Annotated in this window: 17 protein-coding genes, 1 rRNA gene and 1 riboswitch; of the genes, 17 read left to right on the top strand and 1 reads right to left on the bottom strand. The window is 40.9% G+C overall.

Going from position 1 to position 17,528, the window contains the following annotated elements; all coding sequences use genetic code 11:
* Positions 1-22: 22 nt before the first annotated feature.
* The 14 genes from rrf (at position 23) to purD (ending at position 13,778) form a co-directional block, all read left to right on the top strand.
* Positions 23-138 (top strand): 5S ribosomal RNA (rrf, locus tag JFU24_RS14505).
* 156 nt (positions 139-294) lie between these two features.
* A complete protein-coding gene (locus JFU24_RS31365) occupies positions 295-666 on the top strand; it encodes an NETI motif-containing protein (protein WP_397443393.1) in 372 nt (123 codons plus the stop codon).
* Between the two features lie 74 nt (positions 667-740).
* A riboswitch (purine riboswitch) is annotated at positions 741-842 on the top strand.
* 167 nt (positions 843-1,009) lie between these two features.
* Positions 1,010-1,498 (top strand): 5-(carboxyamino)imidazole ribonucleotide mutase, encoded by a 489-nt coding sequence (gene purE / locus JFU24_RS14495; RefSeq protein WP_053344200.1) that lies wholly within the window; start codon positions 1,010-1,012, stop codon positions 1,496-1,498.
* Positions 1,482-2,642, top strand: a complete 1,161-nt coding sequence (purK, locus tag JFU24_RS14490) for a 5-(carboxyamino)imidazole ribonucleotide synthase (protein WP_201183245.1) — start codon at positions 1,482-1,484, stop codon at positions 2,640-2,642. Before purE ends, purK begins: the two co-directional genes overlap by 17 nt.
* Positions 2,639-3,931 carry an adenylosuccinate lyase gene (purB, locus tag JFU24_RS14485; protein WP_056522797.1) on the top strand — a complete coding sequence of 431 codons (1,293 nt, stop codon included), beginning with the start codon at positions 2,639-2,641 and terminating at the stop codon, positions 3,929-3,931. Before purK ends, purB begins: the two co-directional genes overlap by 4 nt.
* 103 nt (positions 3,932-4,034) lie before the next feature.
* Positions 4,035-4,754 carry a phosphoribosylaminoimidazolesuccinocarboxamide synthase gene (gene purC / locus JFU24_RS14480; protein WP_201250141.1) on the top strand — a complete coding sequence of 240 codons (720 nt, stop codon included), beginning with the start codon at positions 4,035-4,037 and terminating at the stop codon, positions 4,752-4,754.
* Positions 4,747-5,001 (top strand): phosphoribosylformylglycinamidine synthase subunit PurS, encoded by a 255-nt coding sequence (purS, locus tag JFU24_RS14475; protein WP_053344204.1) that lies wholly within the window; start codon positions 4,747-4,749, stop codon positions 4,999-5,001. Before purC ends, purS begins: the two co-directional genes overlap by 8 nt.
* Positions 4,998-5,684, top strand: coding sequence for a phosphoribosylformylglycinamidine synthase subunit PurQ (gene purQ, locus JFU24_RS14470; RefSeq protein WP_053344205.1), 687 nt, complete (start codon positions 4,998-5,000; stop codon positions 5,682-5,684). Before purS ends, purQ begins: the two co-directional genes overlap by 4 nt.
* A complete protein-coding gene (purL, locus tag JFU24_RS14465) occupies positions 5,668-7,890 on the top strand; it encodes a phosphoribosylformylglycinamidine synthase subunit PurL (protein ID WP_201222347.1) in 2,223 nt (740 codons plus the stop codon). The genes purQ and purL overlap by 17 nt, the downstream gene beginning before the upstream one ends.
* On the top strand, positions 7,875-9,290 hold the full coding sequence (purF, locus tag JFU24_RS14460) for an amidophosphoribosyltransferase (protein ID WP_053344207.1): 1,416 nt from the start codon (positions 7,875-7,877) through the stop codon (positions 9,288-9,290). Before purL ends, purF begins: the two co-directional genes overlap by 16 nt.
* Before the next feature lie 42 nt (positions 9,291-9,332).
* Positions 9,333-10,361, top strand: a complete 1,029-nt coding sequence (gene purM, locus JFU24_RS14455) for a phosphoribosylformylglycinamidine cyclo-ligase (RefSeq protein WP_201183241.1) — start codon at positions 9,333-9,335, stop codon at positions 10,359-10,361.
* Positions 10,358-10,927: a phosphoribosylglycinamide formyltransferase gene (gene purN / locus JFU24_RS14450; protein WP_053344209.1), complete on the top strand. Its 570-nt coding sequence runs from the start codon at positions 10,358-10,360 to the stop codon at positions 10,925-10,927. Before purM ends, purN begins: the two co-directional genes overlap by 4 nt.
* Positions 10,928-10,954: 27 nt before the next feature.
* Entirely contained in the window at positions 10,955-12,487 is a 1,533-nt protein-coding gene (gene purH / locus JFU24_RS14445) for a bifunctional phosphoribosylaminoimidazolecarboxamide formyltransferase/IMP cyclohydrolase (protein ID WP_201250140.1), read from the top strand.
* Between the two features lie 19 nt (positions 12,488-12,506).
* Entirely contained in the window at positions 12,507-13,778 is a 1,272-nt protein-coding gene (gene purD, locus JFU24_RS14440) for a phosphoribosylamine--glycine ligase (protein WP_053344211.1), read from the top strand.
* A 53-nt stretch (positions 13,779-13,831) separates the two neighbouring features.
* Here the strand turns inward: purD and JFU24_RS14435 are convergent, their stop codons facing one another.
* Positions 13,832-14,098 carry a YgaP-like transmembrane domain gene (locus tag JFU24_RS14435; protein ID WP_201250139.1) on the bottom strand — a complete coding sequence of 89 codons (267 nt, stop codon included), beginning with the start codon at positions 14,096-14,098 and terminating at the stop codon, positions 13,832-13,834.
* Between the two features lie 146 nt (positions 14,099-14,244).
* On the opposite strand from JFU24_RS14435, the gene JFU24_RS14430 reads away from it, so the two are divergent.
* Genes JFU24_RS14430 through JFU24_RS14420 form a run of 3 tightly spaced genes read left to right on the top strand, consistent with a single transcriptional unit; the run spans position 14,245 to position 17,413 of the window.
* Positions 14,245-15,990 (top strand): adenine deaminase C-terminal domain-containing protein, encoded by a 1,746-nt coding sequence (locus tag JFU24_RS14430; protein ID WP_056522784.1) that lies wholly within the window; start codon positions 14,245-14,247, stop codon positions 15,988-15,990.
* Between the two features lie 43 nt (positions 15,991-16,033).
* Positions 16,034-17,071: a DUF3048 domain-containing protein gene (locus JFU24_RS14425; protein WP_053344214.1), complete on the top strand. Its 1,038-nt coding sequence runs from the start codon at positions 16,034-16,036 to the stop codon at positions 17,069-17,071.
* A 27-nt stretch (positions 17,072-17,098) separates the two neighbouring features.
* On the top strand, positions 17,099-17,413 hold the full coding sequence (locus tag JFU24_RS14420; RefSeq protein ID WP_053344215.1) for a YerC/YecD family TrpR-related protein: 315 nt from the start codon (positions 17,099-17,101) through the stop codon (positions 17,411-17,413).
* Positions 17,414-17,528: the final 115 nt, after the last annotated feature.

Here is a 17,528-nt window from a genome sequence, read left to right as displayed (position 1 = left end):
AAGGAACAACGTTCCTTTATTGTTTGGTGGCGATAGCGAAGAGGTCACACCCGTTCCCATTCCGAACACGGCAGTTAAGCTCTTCAGCGCCGATGGTAGTTGGGGGTTTCCCCCTGTGAGAGTAGGACGCCGCCAAGCTATTCAAAAAGATCAGCCATTTTGGCTGGTCTTTTTTTGTGTTTATAAAATGGGAAAGAGTATCGAATAAATAGGGTTGATAATCAGGGAGTCGACATGTGATTAACCAGGATGGCATAATTCCAGAAAAAATCTTTTTCTAGGTTGGAATTATTTTTGGAATTTTATAAGTATTCACTTATTAAAATGGCGATGGATTTCTTCGGGAATAAATCTTGCCTTTATCTGTTCTTTTCATTATACTATGAAGAATTTATTAATGAATATAAGCGAAGTATTGATGCGAAGGAAGGTAAACAATATAGAATTCGGGAAAGGAACGGTTTTGTGAGTAAGAAGAGTAAGGAAAAGTTTGAAGTAATAGATGGAGAAACAATTGATGCATGTCTAGATCGAATTAAAGCAGCAGGTTACTTTCCTGTAAGACGAACAGAAGAACCTATTTTTGCCGAAAGAATCGAGAATGGAAAGGTTCATTATGAGCCAGTTAATAGAAAAATCGTATTCGAAGCGAAATTAATCAAGTAAAACACGAACGATTTTTTGATATCCTGTAAAAATATTCGATTTTATCTTGACATTAAAATGGCGTGAAGGTAAGATGAAGTTAGATTAATACATCTCATATAATCCTGGGGATATGGCCCAAAAGTATCTACCTAATGACCGTAAATCATTGGACTATGAGAAAAGCATCTGACTAATTCGGAAACTAGCCAAGTCTTTTTGTGTTTTTTTAAAGGCTTTCTTCCGGGCAGATTGCTTTCTCTATGAGGAAGCAGTCTGCCCGGTTTTTTAATTTGATATAGATAATTATAAGCGTCCATCTGCATACTCAGGACGTTTTAATATGAGTGTTGGAGGGAAAGATATGAAGCCGCAAGTTGGGGTTATTATGGGAAGTGTCTCAGATTGGGAAACGATGAAATATGCATGTGAATCATTGGAACAGCTCGAGATTCCATATGAAAAAAGAGTCGTTTCCGCCCACCGTACGCCGGATTTGTTATTTGAATATGCAGAGAGTGCAAAAGAGCGAGACCTTAAAGTGATTATTGCTGGTGCAGGTGGGGCAGCTCATCTTCCAGGTATGACGGCAGCGAAAACGATTGTCCCTGTGATTGGCGTGCCTATTCAATCGAAGGCGTTAAATGGTATGGATTCGTTATTATCGATTGTTCAGATGCCTGGTGGCGTACCGGTTGCGACGGTGGCAATTGGGAAAGCTGGAGCAGTCAATGCTGGTTTGTTTGCAGCTCAGATATTAGCTGCTTTCGATTCTAAAATTGCTGATAGATTAGAGGCTTTACGAGACGAAACCAGAGAAAAGGTGTTACAGAGCAGTGAACAACTTAAATAATACAATCATTTTACCGGGACAGACCATTGGAATTATTGGCGGTGGGCAATTAGGCAGAATGATGGCCTTGTCGGCTAAGGCATCGGGCTTTAGAATAGCAGTTCTTGAACCAACTACAGATGGCCCATGTGCGCAAGTGGCAGATATTGAAATCACTGGTGCTTATGATGATATCGATGCATTGAAAAGATTAGCGGATGTCAGTGACGTCATAACCTATGAATTTGAAAATATCAGTTCAGACGCTCTAGATTGGTTAAAGCAACATGCGTATCTTCCACAAGGGTCAGAATTATTAAAGCTTACACAGGATCGCTTGACTGAAAAAAAAGCCATATCGAATGCAGGAGCATCTGTTGCTCCATATGTAGAAATACAGGATATTTCAGAAATTTATCTTCATATAGAAAAAATAGGGTACCCTAGTGTGTTAAAAACGACGCGCGGCGGTTATGATGGAAAAGGGCAGTTGGTCATTAAGGAAGAAGCCGATATTAGAAAGGCAGAAACCCTGCTCCAAACAGGTGTATGTGTGCTAGAAGCCTGGATCCCTTTCGTAAAAGAAATCTCAATTATCGTGACGCGTAAAACAAATGGCGAGGTAAGTCATTTTCCGATTGCGGAAAATATTCATGTTGAAAATATTCTTCATAAAAGTATTGTACCTGCTCGTATCAGTAAGCAGGCTGAGAAGAAGGCGATTCAAGAGGCCTTACAGCTTGCTGAGAAACTTGGTTTGATAGGGACATTGGCTGTCGAGATGTTTTTAACCGATCAGGATGAGATCATCATTAATGAGCTTGCACCAAGGCCTCATAACTCTGGTCACTACACAATGGAAGCGTGTGAGACGTCTCAGTTCGAGCAGCATATACGTGCTGTATGCAATTGGCCGCTCGGAAATACGGCATTATTGAAACCAGTTTTAATGGTAAATATTCTAGGTGAACATATGGAACCTTTACTGGTTGAAATTCCAAAGCTTTCAGATTGGAAGGTTCATCTTTATGGAAAGAAAGAAGCCAAGCTGAAACGAAAAATGGGGCATGTGAATATTTTACGTCCAACAATTGAGGAAGCTCTTTTAGAAAGTAATCGAAGTAAAATATGGAATCAACAGGTTGAAACGGAGGAAGTAAAATGATTGAACGTTATACCCGCCCTGAGATGGGAAATATTTGGACAGAAACTAACCGCTTTAACGCGTGGTTGGAAGTAGAAATCTTAGCTTGTGAAGCATGGTCTGAACTTGGTGTAATTCCAAAAGAAGATGTACAACTTCTTCGTGAAAATGCAACGTTTAATGTGGATCGGATCAATGAAATTGAAAAAGATACACGTCATGATGTGGTTGCCTTTACGCGTGCCGTATCTGAAACATTAGGTGAAGAACGGAAATGGGTGCATTACGGATTAACTTCTACGGATGTAGTTGATACAGCCCTTTCATATGTGATTAAACAAGCGAATGATATCCTTTCGAAGGATTTAAATAACTTTGTTGAGATTCTGAAAAACAAAGCGAAAGAACATAAATATACGGTCCAAATGGGACGTACACATGGAGTTCATGCAGAACCGACTACTTTTGGTTTGAAACTTGCTCTTTGGTATCAAGAAATGAAACGCAATGTCGAACGTTTCGACGAAGCCAGAAAAAACATAGAGGTTGGAAAAATTTCTGGGGCTGTCGGAACATATGCAAACATCGACCCGTTCGTTGAAAAATTCGTTTGTGAAAAACTGGGCCTTGAAGCAGCGCCTATTTCAACACAGACATTGCAGCGTGATCGCCATGCTCACTATATGAGCACGTTGGCTCTAATTGCGACATCCATTGAAAAATTCGCAGTGGAAATTCGTGGCTTACAAAAAAGTGAAACACGTGAAGTCGAAGAGTTCTTTGCTAAAGGACAAAAAGGATCTTCGGCGATGCCTCATAAACGGAATCCAATCGGTTCTGAAAATATGACAGGAATGGCACGCGTAATCCGTGGTTACATGATGACAGCATATGAGAATGTAGCATTATGGCACGAACGTGACATTTCGCATTCTTCTGCTGAGCGTATCATCTTACCGGATGCAACAATTGCTTTAAACTATATGCTAAATCGCTTTAGCAACATCGTGAAAAACTTAACTGTTTATCCAGAAAATATGAAACGTAATATGGACCGTACACTTGGATTGATTTTCTCACAACGTGTGCTGCTATCCCTTATCGATAAAGGTCTTGTCCGTGAAGAAGCATATGACACGGTTCAACCGAAAGCGATGGAAGCATGGGAGCTTCAGGTGCCATTCAGAAGCCTGATTGAAAAGGATGATAAGATCACAAGCTTGCTTACAAAAGAAGAACTTGATGATTGTTTCGATGCTACACATCATCTGAAAAATGTTGATGTAATCTTTGATCGTTTAGGTTTATAAAAATAAAGGCGGCAAACATACCATCCCAAGCGGTTGATATGTTTGCCAAGCCTAACTAATAGCAAGAAGATTCATAATATTCACAATGTGGAGGTCTGGACAGATGGAAAAACGAGAATTGCTGTATGAAGGTAAAGCGAAACAGATTTATGCAACTGACAACAGTGAAATAGTATGGGTGGAATACAAGGATTCGGCAACAGCGTTTAACGGTGAAAAGAAGTCAGAGATTGCTGGAAAAGGTAAGTTAAATAATCAAATTACTAGCTTACTATTTTCAAAGCTCGCCCAAGAAAATATTCCATCCCATTTTATTGAAAAGCTTTCCGACCGGGAGCAGCTAGTTAAAAAGGTCTCTATTATTTCTCTGGAAGTGGTCGTTCGAAATACAGCTGCTGGCAGTTTTTCTAAAAGAACGGGCATTGAAGAAGGACAACCACTGAAGAAAACGCTCGTTGAGTTTTATTATAAAGATGATGAACTCGGTGATCCTCTGTTAACAGAAGACCATATTGAAGAATTAGAACTTGCAAGCAAGGAAGACGTAGCCATTTTAAAAGAAAAAGCTCAAGAAATTAATAAGGTTTTAACAACCTTGTTTAAAGAAATGGACATTAAATTGATTGACTTTAAATTGGAGTTCGGTAAAACATCGGATGGAGCCATTCTACTGGCTGATGAGATTTCACCCGATACGTGCCGGTTATGGGATGTAGCAACGAACGAAAAATTAGACAAAGACGTATTCCGTCGTGATTTAGGTAGTTTAACAGACGCTTATGGAAAAATTCTAGCAAAGTTGGAGGGTATTCAACATGTATAAGGTTAAGGTATATATCACATTACGCGAAAGTGTATTAGATCCACAGGGAGCAGCAGTTCAGCAATCACTTCACAGTTTAACTTATAACGAAGTAAGTGATGTACGCGTGGGGAAATACATTGAACTCACAATTGAAGATACGGACCGTGATTTGGATCAGCTGGTGAAGGAAATGTGTGAAAAACTATTAGCCAATACGGTAATTGAATCTTACCGTTATGATGTTGAGGAGGTTGTCACCCAATGAAATTTGCTGTCATAGTTTTCCCTGGTTCCAATTGTGATGTCGACATGTACCATGCGATAAAAGATGCACTCGGGGAAGAAGTGGAGTATGTTTGGCATTCCACAGACAATCTAGATGAATATGACGGGATTCTCCTTCCAGGCGGTTTCTCTTACGGAGACTATCTACGCACAGGTGCAATTGCCCGTTTCTCCAATGTAATGGCGGAAGTTGTAAAAGCAGCTCAAGCAGGAAAGCCTGTTCTTGGCGTCTGCAATGGTTTTCAGATTTTACTTGAAGCAGGCCTTTTACCTGGAGCGATGCGCCGTAATGATGGCTTGAAATTCATTTGCCGCAATGTAGGATTGAAGGTTGAAAATAATCAATCCATGTTTACAACAGGCTATTCATTACATGAAACGATTACGATACCAGTGGCTCATGGTGAAGGAAATTACTACTGTGATAATGAAACATTGGCTGAATTAAAACAAAATAACCGCATCTTGTTCACTTATGATGGTGAAAATCCAAACGGAAGCTTGGAGCAAATAGCGGGAATTACAAATGAACAAGGAAATGTCCTCGGAATGATGCCTCATCCCGAACGTGCTGTTGATTCGCTGCTTGGCAGTAAAGACGGCTTAAAGATTTTTCAATCCATCGTAAAAAACTGGAGGGAATCACATGTTATTACAGCTTGAACCAAGTCCGGAAAAAATTAAATTGGATCGTTTATATGCAAGTATGGGACTATCCGATGAAGAATTTGCAATGGTGGAGAAAATCTTAGGCAGACTGCCGAATTATACGGAAACTGGATTGTTTTCGGTTATGTGGTCAGAGCATTGTTCCTACAAAAATTCAAAACCCATCTTAAGGAAATTCCCGATTACAGGGGAGAAAGTGCTTCAAGGTCCTGGTGAAGGAGCAGGTATTGTCGATATCGGTGACAATCAGGCAGTTGTTTTTAAAATAGAAAGTCATAATCACCCATCGGCAATTGAACCTTATCAAGGTGCTGCTACTGGTGTCGGCGGTATTATCCGTGATGTTTTCTCCATGGGTGCCCGTCCCATTGCGATGTTGAACTCGCTTCGCTTCGGTGAGCTTGAGAATGATCGTGTGAAATATTTATTTAAAGAAGTGGTTGCTGGGATTGCAGGATACGGAAATTGTATCGGAATTCCAACTGTAGGCGGAGAAATTCAATTTGATCCATCTTATGAAGGAAATCCTCTAGTTAATGCAATGTGTGTCGGTTTGATCGATCATAAGGACATTAAAAAAGGCCAAGCGCATGGAGTAGGCAACACAGTGATGTATGTGGGTGCTAAAACAGGACGTGATGGTATTCATGGAGCAACATTTGCTTCTGAAGAGTTGTCGGAGTCTTCAGAAGAAAAACGGCCTGCCGTACAAGTAGGTGATCCATTCATGGAGAAACTTCTTTTAGAAGCATGCCTTGAATTAATTCAAAATGATGCTCTTGTTGGTATTCAGGATATGGGAGCAGCAGGTCTTACAAGCTCATCTGCTGAGATGGCGAGTAAAGCTGGATCAGGAATAAAAATGAACCTTGACTTGGTACCGCAACGTGAAACTGGAATGACAGCATATGAAATGATGCTTTCTGAATCACAAGAGCGGATGCTGATCGTTGTTACAAAAGGACGCGAACAGGAAATCGTTGACTTGTTTACGAAATATGACCTAGAAGCGGTTGCTGTTGGTGAAGTAACGGATGATAAAAACCTAACACTTTCTCATCAGGGTGAAATCGTTGCTGAGGTTCCAGTTGATGCATTGGCTGAAGAAGCACCAATTTATCACAAGCCATCTGCAGAACCGCAATATTTCCGTGACTTCCAAAGTATGACGGCAGAAGTACCAGACATTGAAGATTACAGAGAGACCCTTTTGGCATTATTGCAGCAACCGACAATTTCGAGTAAAGAATGGGTATACGACCAATATGATTACATGGTGCGTACGAATACAGTCGTTTCACCTGGATCAGATGCAGCAGTTGTACGTGTTCGAGGCACAAATAAGGCCCTTGCGATGACGACAGATTGTAACTCCCGCTATATTTACTTGGATCCTGAAACAGGCGGTAAAATCGCAGTTGCTGAAGCGGCTCGTAACATTATTTGTTCGGGTGCAGAACCTCTAGCAATTACAGATTGCTTGAATTTTGGAAATCCAGAAAAACCTGAAATCTTTTGGCAATTGGAAAAAGCGGCAGACGGGATGAGTGAAGCTTGTCGAAGTTTAAGTACGCCTGTAATTGGAGGAAATGTCTCTCTTTACAATGAAACGAATGGGGAAGCGATCTATCCAACACCAGTAGTTGGGATGGTTGGCCTAGTGAACGATCTTCAACATATCACAACGCAAACGTTCAAAAATGAATCAGATATGATTTATGTGGTCGGCGAAGCGAAAGTGGAATTTGGGGGCAGTGAGTTACAAAAAATGCTTGAAGGAAAAATATTTGGGCGTGCTCCAGAACTTGATTTAACTGTTGAACAAAAGCGTCAGCAGCAAATTCTTTCAGCGATTCAATCAGGACTTGTTTCATCAGCTCATGACCTCGCGGAAGGTGGTTTGGCTGTTGCTTTATCTGAATCTCTATTCGGAGCAAGTGACCTTGGAGCAAAAGTAAATTTATCTGGAGAACTCGTATCCGAACTGTTTAGTGAAACGCAATCACGCTTTTTACTATCTATAAGTCCTGAAAATCAAAAGGCTTTTGAAGCACTTGTTGAAGATGCCGTTTGTATTGGTTCAGTAACAGCAGATAATAAATTAGTAGTGACGGCAGGCGGCGATAACAAGATATTGGTAGCAGACGTTGTAGATTTACAAACAGCTTGGAAGGGAGCTATACCATGCTTGCTGAAATAAGAAGCCTAAATGAAGAGTGTGGCGTAGTTGGAGTCTGGGGACATCCCGATGCAGCACAGCTTGCTTATTACGGGTTGCATAGCTTGCAACATCGTGGTCAAGAGGGAGCAGGCATCGTTGTTACGGATGGTGAGCAGATGTCTATCTCGAAGGGTGAAGGTCTTGTCACTGAGATATTCACAGCTGAAAAAATGCAGGAACTTTCCGGTTCAGGAAAAGCCGCGATCGGACATGTCCGTTATACAACGGCAGGCGGCGGCGGGTATCAAAATGTTCAGCCTTTCTTGTTTAATTCACATACAGGGGGGCTGGCGCTCGCTCATAATGGGAATATCGTCAATGCTCGTCAGTTAAAAGCACAGCTAGAAGGACAGGGCTCAATCTTTCAAACGACATCGGATACGGAAGTTCTAGCACATTTGATTAAACGTTCTGGTTATTCCGATGTGAGAGATTCAGTGAAAAGCAGTTTAAGTATGTTGAAGGGTGCTTATGCATTCGTCGTCATGACAGAAAACCAAATGATCTTGGCAAGAGATCCGCATGGTTTCCGCCCACTTTCCCTAGGGAAAATAGGCGATGCGTATTTCGCTGCATCTGAAACATGCGCCCTTGATATAGTAGGAGCGGAATTCGTCCGTGATATTGAACCGGGTGAACTTGTGGTCATTAATGATGAGGGCATCACATCCGAATACTTTTCACTTTCAAGTCAACATGCAATGTGCACGATGGAATATGTGTATTTTTCCCGTCCAGATAGCAACATTGATGGAATTAATGTTCATACCGCTCGGAAAAATCTTGGTAAGCAAATGGCACTTGAAGCTAAGATTGAAGCAGATGTCGTCACAGGAGTTCCTGATTCAAGCATTTCTGCGGCAATTGGCTATGCTGAAGCTGCAGGTATTCCTTATGAAATGGGCTTAATTAAAAACCGTTATGTTGGCCGGACTTTTATTCAGCCGTCACAAAGTCTACGCGAACAAGGTGTGAAGATGAAACTTTCACCGGTAAGAGGGGTCGTAGAGGGTAAACGGGTCATTATGGTTGATGATTCAATCGTACGTGGAACAACGAGCAGAAGGATTGTTCGCATGCTAAAAGATGCAGGAGCAAAAGAAGTTCACGTTGTAATCAGCTCACCACCAATTAAAAACCCATGTTTCTATGGTATTGATACATCGAAAAAGGAAGAATTAATCGCGAGCTCTAAATCGGTGGAGGAAATACGTGAAATCATTGGTGCTGATTCATTAACTTTTTTAAGTGTCGAAGGTATGGTCGAAGCAATTGGTCGTCCGTTTCCTGGAGAAACGCGCGGTTCATGTCTAGCTTGCTTCACCGGAAATTATCCGACAGAAATTTATGATTACGAACGAGAAAAAGCAAAATGTTAATAATGTCGGAAATAAAGAGTGATTTTCGGAGGAGGATTTCAAATGGCTAATGCATATAAGCAGGCTGGTGTTGATATTGAAGCTGGTTATGAAGCAGTAAATCGAATGAAAAAACATGTAAAGCGCACATTTCGTCCGGAGGTAATGAATGGACTGGGCGGTTTCGGAGGAATGTTTGATTTGTCTTCCCTGAACCTTAAAGAGCCTGTGCTAATTTCAGGAACGGATGGAGTCGGGACAAAACTTCTGCTCGCGTTCATGATGGATAAACATGATACCATTGGGGTAGATTGTGTAGCTATGTGTGTTAACGATGTTGTCGTTCAAGGCGCTGCGCCTTTGTACTTTTTAGATTATATTGCCTGCGGTAAAGCGGATCCTGAACGAATTGAAATGATAGTCAAAGGTATTGCAGACGGCTGCGAGCAGGCAGGCTGCGCTTTAATCGGTGGTGAAACGGCGGAAATGCCAGGTATGTACGAAACGGAAGAGTATGATGTGGCTGGATTTACTGTTGGAGCTGTTGAAAAATCACGCTTAATTACGGGTGAGACAATTTCGGCGGGTGATGTTGTTATTGGGCTTGCTTCAAGTGGTATTCACAGTAACGGATATTCTCTAGTTCGTAAAATCCTCCTTGAAGATTCAGGAATGGATCTACATGAATTCGTACCGGAGTTTGACTGCAAGTTAGGCGATGAATTATTGAAACCGACAAAAATCTATGTCCAGTCTATTTTGTCCACACTTGAAAAGTTTGAAGTTAAGGGACTTGCCCATATTACGGGTGGAGGATTCATCGAGAATATTCCACGTATTCTTCCTGAAGGTTGCGGTGTTGAAATCGGGCTTGGAAGCTGGACAATTCCACCTGTATTCTCGTTCCTTGAAGAAAAAGGGAACCTTGTTCAAGAGGAAATGTTCAATATTTTCAATATGGGGATTGGCATGACTGCTGTAGTGAAAAAAGAGGATGCGGCCGCTGTGGTTGCTCATCTACAGTCATGCGGTGAACAGGCTTCAGTTATTGGAACAATTGTGGATGGAAATGGAGTGTCGTTTAAACAATGAAGCGACTCGCAGTCTTTGCATCAGGTAACGGAAGTAATTTCCAATCAATTGCTGACGCAATAAAAGATGGAGTTCTGAACGCGGAAATCTGCCTTGTTGTTTGCGATCGTGAAGATGCTTATGTGCTTGAAAGAGCTAGGCTTGAGAATATTAGAACCTTCTCTTTTTCAGCGAAAAAGTACTCAAGTAAGGTCGAGTTTGAAACGGAAATTTTAGAGATACTTCGTCAACTTGAGGTTGAATTTATTATTCTAGCTGGTTATATGCGTTTAATTGGGCCGACATTATTACAGGCGTATTCACACAGAATTGTTAACATTCATCCTTCACTTTTGCCTAATTTTCCAGGCAAGGATGCAATTGGGCAGGCTTTTGACGCAAGAGTGGAAGAAACCGGGGTCACGATTCATTATGTCGATGATGGTATGGACACGGGCCCAATCATTGCCCAAAAGACAGTACCGATTCTTGCAGGAGATACGAAAGACATTCTCCAAATAAGGATTCAGGAAACGGAACATGGCATGTATCCATCAGTTTTACAACAGCTATTCCAAAAGAAATAACATACATTATGGAGGGACCAACATACCATGAAGAAACGTGCTTTAATTAGTGTATCGGATAAAACAGGTATTGTAGAATTTGCTAAGGGATTAATAGAAGCAGGGTTTGAAATTATTTCAACCGGCGGTACGAAAAAAACGTTGCAGGATAATGGTGTAGACGTGATTGGAATCAGTGACGTCACTGGTTTCCCGGAAATTTTAGATGGACGCGTTAAAACGCTTCATCCGAATGTCCATGGAGCAGTTTTAGCAAAACATGGTGATGCAGATCACGCGGCACAGCTTGCAGAACATAATATTGAGCCTATTCAACTTGTCTGTGTAAACCTATACCCATTCCAAGCTACAATTTCTAAACCGGATGTTACTGTAGAAGATGCAATTGAAAACATTGATATCGGTGGACCGACAATGCTTCGTTCTTCTGCAAAAAACCACGAGTATGTGACGGTTATCGTTGATTCCAATGATTATCCAACCGTATTGGCTGAACTGAAAGACGGAGGAGTTTCAAAAACAACGAATCGCCGTCTGGCTGCAAAAGTCTTCCGCCATACAGCAGCATATGATGCTGTTATTTCTGAATACATGACAGAGCTTGCTGAAGAAGAGAATCCAGAATCTTTGACTGTTACTTATGAATTGAAACAGTCGCTTCGTTATGGGGAAAATCCGCATCAAAAGGCAGCTTTTTATAAAAAACCGCTTGGTTCTGTTTTCTCAATTGCTGAAGCGAAGCAACTACACGGAAAAGAGCTTTCTTTCAACAACATTAATGATGCAGATGCTGCACTTCAAATTGTTAAAGAATTCAATGAGCCCGCAGCAGTAGCTGTCAAACATATGAATCCTTGCGGCGTCGGTGTCGGAACGACCATATTAGAAGCGTACGAAAAAGCATACGAGGCGGATTCTACTTCCATCTTTGGTGGAATCATTGCCCTGAACCGTGAAGTAGATAAAGCAACTGCAGAAAAGCTTCATGAAATTTTCCTTGAAATCATCATTGCTCCTGGGTTTACGGAAGAGGCAGTGGAAGTATTAACTAGCAAGAAAAACCTTCGCTTATTAACGATTGATTTCAACTCAGCTAAAAAACCTGAGCGTAAATTGACTTCAATTGAAGGCGGATTACTTATACAAGATCGTGATGCACATAGTTTGAAGGATGCAGAAGTAAAAGTAGCAACAAAACGCGAACCTACCCTTGAAGAGTGGAAAGCCCTAGAACTTGGCTGGAAAATCGTGAAGCATGTGAAATCAAATGCAATAGTGGTATGTAACGATCAAATGACATTAGGTGTTGGCGCTGGTCAAATGAACCGTGTCGGAGCTGCAAAAATTGCGCTAGAACAAGCCGGTGAAAGAGCAACAGGCAGTGCTTTGGCATCGGATGCTTTCTTCCCAATGGATGATACTGTTGATGCGGCAGCGAAAGCAGGAGTTACGGCAATCATTCAACCGGGTGGCTCTGTAAAAGACCAAGATTCAATCAAGAAAGCTGATGAATATGGAATTGCAATGGTATTCACAGGGATTCGTCACTTTAAACATTAATCAAAGATGAGGTGCGATAATGAATGTACTAGTGATTGGCCGGGGTGGCAGGGAGCATGCTATTGCCCGCAAACTGTTTGAAAGTAAACGGGTGGAGAAAGTTTTTGCAGCACCAGGAAATCCGGGCATGACCGATGTAGCAAATCTGGTGCCCATTGAAGAAACAAATCATGAGGATTTGGTTGCTTTTGCAAAAGAAAATGCAGTTTCATTGACGGTAATTGGCCCAGAAACGCCATTATTGAATGGACTAGCTGACGACTTTGCTAAAGCGGGCCTACAGGTGTTCGGCCCAAATAGCAGGGCTGCGGTCATTGAAGGAAGTAAATCTTTCGCTAAGGATTTAATGAAGAACTACAGCATTCCGACAGCAGAATATGAAACGTTTACTGATTTTGATTCTGCAAAGGCTTATATTGAAAAAATAGGAGCGCCCATCGTTATTAAGGCAGATGGCTTGGCTGCAGGCAAAGGTGTCGTAGTCGCAATGACGATGGAAGAAGCGTTAGACGCCATCCACGATATGCTTGTCGGGGCTAAGTTTGGAGAAGCTTCTGCCAAAGTTGTTATTGAGGAATTTCTCGATGGTGAGGAATTTTCGTTGATGGCATTCGTGAATGGTGAAAAAGTGTATCCGATGGTTATCGCCCAAGACCATAAGCGCGTTTTCGACGGAGATCAAGGTCCGAACACAGGCGGAATGGGTGCCTATTCACCGGTGCCGCAAATTTCCGATGAAATGGTTCAGACAGCTGTCGAAACAATCTTGCAGCCGACAGTAAATGCGATGATTTCAGAAGATCGTCGTTTTACCGGTATTTTATATGCCGGATTAATTGCTACGGAAAAAGGTACAAAAGTCATTGAGTTCAATGCTCGTTTTGGAGATCCGGAAACGCAAGTTGTTTTACCGAGGCTAAAAACGGATTTCGTTGATACGCTTGAAGCGGTCCTATTAGGTAAGGATTTACAACTTGAATGGCATGAAGATGCAGTACTTGGTGTAGTAGTGGCAGCAGAGGGGTATCCTGGAGATTACAAAAAGAATTCAATCATTAAAGGGTTGGACAAGATTAATCCAGATGCTCATATTTATCATGCTGGAACTGCTAAAAATAGCGAGGGATCTTTTGTTTCAAACGGTGGCCGTGTGCTTCTGGTTGCTGCAAAAGGAAAAGATTTAGCCTCTGCTCAAGCTAAAGTATATAAAGAATTGAGTCATGTTGAAAAAGACGGATTGTTTTGGCGTACAGATATCGGTTATCGTGCCATTCAATACAATTTATCATGATAATTTGAAAGAAGCTGACTCTAAGAGAGTCAGCTTCTTCTTTAGAAAAAGATTTAATAAGTATCAGGTGAATTAAAATCATTTTCCGCTTTTTGTTCTTTTTTCATTAATGTTTGTCCATTCTCCATAGCGTCCACGATTGGACAATAGCGTAGAATGCCTTCACCAATTTTCATAGCTGATATCATGACGACAAATAAGTAAGATTGGTTTTTCCAAGGTTTTTTAACCATTTTTGCTGTTGCCCATGATAGAAAGGTAAAACCACAGGTAATCCGCATAAGTGCATTTATTATACTAATATTTTGTTTAAACTTCATAATAAGTCCATCCCTTCACAAAAAATTAACAATTTTTCAGTTAACATTACTGTGCTATTCTGGTAAGTATGTTAGTATGAAATAAAATTGGGTTTAAAATGGTTTTTTTATTGCATTTGTTTCAAAAAAATTATGGGGGAATGTTTATGCTTGAACAGCGCTATAGATGGAAAAATAAACATCTACGTGAACATATAGATGTGCTGGATGGCAATAGGGCACCACACATTCTGCTTAAAAATACGACTTATTTAAATCAGGCTTTACGAAAATGGGTGAAAGCGAATATCTGGATCTATGATGATCGCATAATCTATGTTGGCGAAAAGCTTCCTGAAAATATAGACCGCTGCGAAATGGTTGACTGTACAAATCAGTACCTGGTCCCGGGATATATTGAGCCGCATTCACATCCTTCTCAATTATATAATCCCCTTTCTTTTTCACGTTATGCATCTCATTTTGGGACAACGACATTAATCAATGATAACTTGCCATTTCTATTGCAGTTAGAAAAAAAGAAAGCGTTTTCTCTTTTGAAAGAACTTCGTAATATTCCTGTTACAATGTATTGGTGGAGTCGTTTTGATGGACAAACGGAATTAGTAGACGAGGATATGGTATTTTCACATGGTGCAGTTAAATCTTGGCTGGAGCACGATGCCGTACTACAGGGCGGCGAACTAACGGGATGGCCGAAGCTCCTCGACGGGGATGACATGATGTTGCACTGGATTCAGGAAGCAAAGCGGATGAGGAAGAAAATTGAAGGACACTTTCCGGGTGCGTCGGAGAAAACGTTGGCGAAGATGACGTTGTTTGGTGCTGATTGTGATCATGAGGCAATGACAGGCGATGAGGTCATGTCTCGTCTGCTACAGGGTTATTATGTTTCACTAAGGCATTCTTCTATCCGACCGGATCTTCCTAAGTTGATACAAGAAATACATGATATGGGCATCGATCATTATGACAAATTCTTTTATACAACAGATGGATCACCTCCGTCTTTTTATGAAGGTGGTTTTATAGACAGCTTAATCAAAATAGCAATAGAGCAAGGTGTTCCGGTCATTGATGCTTATAATATGGCAACTATTAATATCGCCCGCTATTATAATATTGAATATCTTCATGGTAATATTGCTACTGGAAGGGTTGCCAACATTAATTTTCTGACAGATATAAAGGAACCGGCACCAGTTTCTGTAATGGCAAAAGGGAAATGGGTGAAACGGGATGGTGAAGTAATTCCCGATTCTCAGGAAATCAACTGGAGCGATTTTGATTTTAAACCGCTTGAACTTGATTGGGATCTTAGTTTAAAGGAAGATTTTGAATTTTCTATGCCGTTTGGAATTGAACTGGTCAATAACGTAATCACGAAGCCATATTATCTTTCCAATGACGTTGGCCATGAAGAACTGACCTTTAAAGATGATGAATGCTTTTTCATGCTCATTGACCGTGAAGGTAAATGGCGCATTAATACGATATTAAAAGGCTTTGCCAATAAATTGTGTGGTTTTGCAGGTTCTTATACAAATACGGGTGACATAATCTTAATTGGTAAACGAAAACAGGATATGCATTTAGCATTTAACCGGTTGAAGGAAATTGGCGGTGGTATCGTTTTGACTGAACAAGGCCAGGTGATACATGAACTGCCTTTAAAATTAAAAGGAGTCATGTCCAATAAGGAGGTTCCTGAACTAATTAAAGAAGAGAATGAGTTGAAAAAGCTGCTACGTGAAAGGGGTTATCGCTTTGCTGATCCGGTGTATACCCTTTCATTCTTTTCAACAACTCATCTTCCCTATATAAGGGTAACCCAGCGAGGAGTATATGATGTAATGAATAAAACTATACTCTTTCCTACTATAATGCGTTAAAATATAAGAGAAGAAATGGTTAAAAAATCAGGGGAGTGGAAAGATGAAATTTAAGAGAGTTCTTTTCATCATTATTGCTATTTTTCTGCTAGCAGGCTGTTCGACTAAAGAAGAACCTGTACCAGATGACAGTAAGCCGAAAGATGCAGCTGTCATTAAAAATACAGATGTTAAAAACGAGCCTTCCAACATGTTTCCACTTACTGGTGTAGCCACGAATGAAGATACCGAGCAAAGGGCTGTAGCGGTGATGATTAATAATCATCCAAAAGCGCGTCCACAATCTGGTCTCTCAGATGCGGACATAGTCTATGAATTGCTGGCGGAAGGCGACATAACCAGATTTTTAGCTGTTTTCCAAAGTGAAATGCCGAACCAAATCGGACCGGTTCGGAGTGCAAGGGACTATTATATCGAAATGGCCAAAGGTTTGGACTGCATCTATGTGTGTCATGGGAATAGCCCAGAGGCAAAAACCATGCTAGACAAAGGATATATTGATAACTTGAACGGCCTATATTATGATGGTACTTTGTTTCAGCGCTCAACAGATCGAAACGCACCGCATAATTCCTACACTTCTTTTGATAATATTGAAAAGGGTGCGAAGGAAAAAGGATATGAGCTGACAGGTGCACCAGAGCCATTTACTTTCCTGACAGAGGAAGAGGCGGTTGGTCTGCAAGGAGAATCGGCTTTGAAAATTGAGATATCCTACGGATCGGCAGAGTTCAATGTAAAGTATGAATATGAAGGAACAGAAGAGAAATATAAACGTTATTCTAATGGTGAGCAAACAGTCGAGCATAAATCAAGCAAACCGATTTTACTGGATAATATATTCATCATTGAGACCACTCATCAAGTGGTTGATGATAAAGGACGCCTTAAAATTGATTTAAAAAGTGGCGGAAAAGGTTATTTACTTCAAAAGGGGAAGGTCAATGAAGTAGAATGGGTTAATAAAGATGGTCGAATTATACCAGTGAAAAACGATAAAGAAGTAGGGTTGATACCGGGGAAAACTTGGGTCAATATTATTCCGAATCAACCTGGTTTAGTAGAAGACGTCTCATTTTGATACCCATGAAAATTGAGGGGGAGAAACATGCAAATTGATAAGTTAAGAGGGAAAGAAACGGATCAGCTGTTTAAGTCGATACTTTCCTTGCGCGATTTAGACGAATGCTATCGATTTTTTGATGACTTATGTACAGTCAATGAAATTTCATCATTAGCACAGCGCCTTGAAGTAGCCCGTATGCTTGAAGAAGGTAAAACCTATCATAAAATCGAAAACGAAACAGGCGCTAGCACGGCCACGATTTCTAGGGTTAAACGCTGCTTAAACTACGGAAATGATGCCTACACCATGGCTCTTAACCGTATAAAGGAAAACGTTGAAGAAACAACGGAATCTTAATGAATTCGATTTTTTTATATTGTATGAAATAGAAAAAGCCGAGGAATTCGTTTCCCGGCTTTTTATTTTGAGTAAGCGTTTTCTATAGCAGCTACCGTCCAGTCGAAACCGTGTT

The sequence above is a fragment of the Peribacillus sp. TH27 genome, from assembly GCF_016650915.1.
Classification (GTDB): domain Bacteria; phylum Bacillota; class Bacilli; order Bacillales; family DSM-1321; genus Peribacillus; species Peribacillus butanolivorans.
Note: the sequence above shows the minus strand (reverse complement) of the source record. Positions and strands in the feature narration are given on the sequence as shown.

Coding starts and splice junctions, on each gene's coding strand:
- purS (WP_053344204.1), top strand. CDS start 4,747: ATGTATAAGGTTAAGGTATATATCACATTACGCGAAAGTGTATTAGAT.
- purB (WP_056522797.1), top strand. CDS start 2,639: ATGATTGAACGTTATACCCGCCCTGAGATGGGAAATATTTGGACAGAA.
- purQ (WP_053344205.1), top strand. CDS start 4,998: ATGAAATTTGCTGTCATAGTTTTCCCTGGTTCCAATTGTGATGTCGAC.
- JFU24_RS14420 (WP_053344215.1), top strand. CDS start 17,099: ATGCAAATTGATAAGTTAAGAGGGAAAGAAACGGATCAGCTGTTTAAG.
- JFU24_RS14425 (WP_053344214.1), top strand. CDS start 16,034: ATGAAATTTAAGAGAGTTCTTTTCATCATTATTGCTATTTTTCTGCTA.
- purM (WP_201183241.1), top strand. CDS start 9,333: ATGGCTAATGCATATAAGCAGGCTGGTGTTGATATTGAAGCTGGTTAT.
- purC (WP_201250141.1), top strand. CDS start 4,035: ATGGAAAAACGAGAATTGCTGTATGAAGGTAAAGCGAAACAGATTTAT.
- JFU24_RS14435 (WP_201250139.1), bottom strand. CDS start 14,098: ATGAAGTTTAAACAAAATATTAGTATAATAAATGCACTTATGCGGATT.
- purF (WP_053344207.1), top strand. CDS start 7,875: ATGCTTGCTGAAATAAGAAGCCTAAATGAAGAGTGTGGCGTAGTTGGA.
- purL (WP_201222347.1), top strand. CDS start 5,668: ATGTTATTACAGCTTGAACCAAGTCCGGAAAAAATTAAATTGGATCGT.
- purD (WP_053344211.1), top strand. CDS start 12,507: ATGAATGTACTAGTGATTGGCCGGGGTGGCAGGGAGCATGCTATTGCC.
- purH (WP_201250140.1), top strand. CDS start 10,955: ATGAAGAAACGTGCTTTAATTAGTGTATCGGATAAAACAGGTATTGTA.
- purN (WP_053344209.1), top strand. CDS start 10,358: ATGAAGCGACTCGCAGTCTTTGCATCAGGTAACGGAAGTAATTTCCAA.
- JFU24_RS14430 (WP_056522784.1), top strand. CDS start 14,245: ATGCTTGAACAGCGCTATAGATGGAAAAATAAACATCTACGTGAACAT.
- purE (WP_053344200.1), top strand. CDS start 1,010: ATGAAGCCGCAAGTTGGGGTTATTATGGGAAGTGTCTCAGATTGGGAA.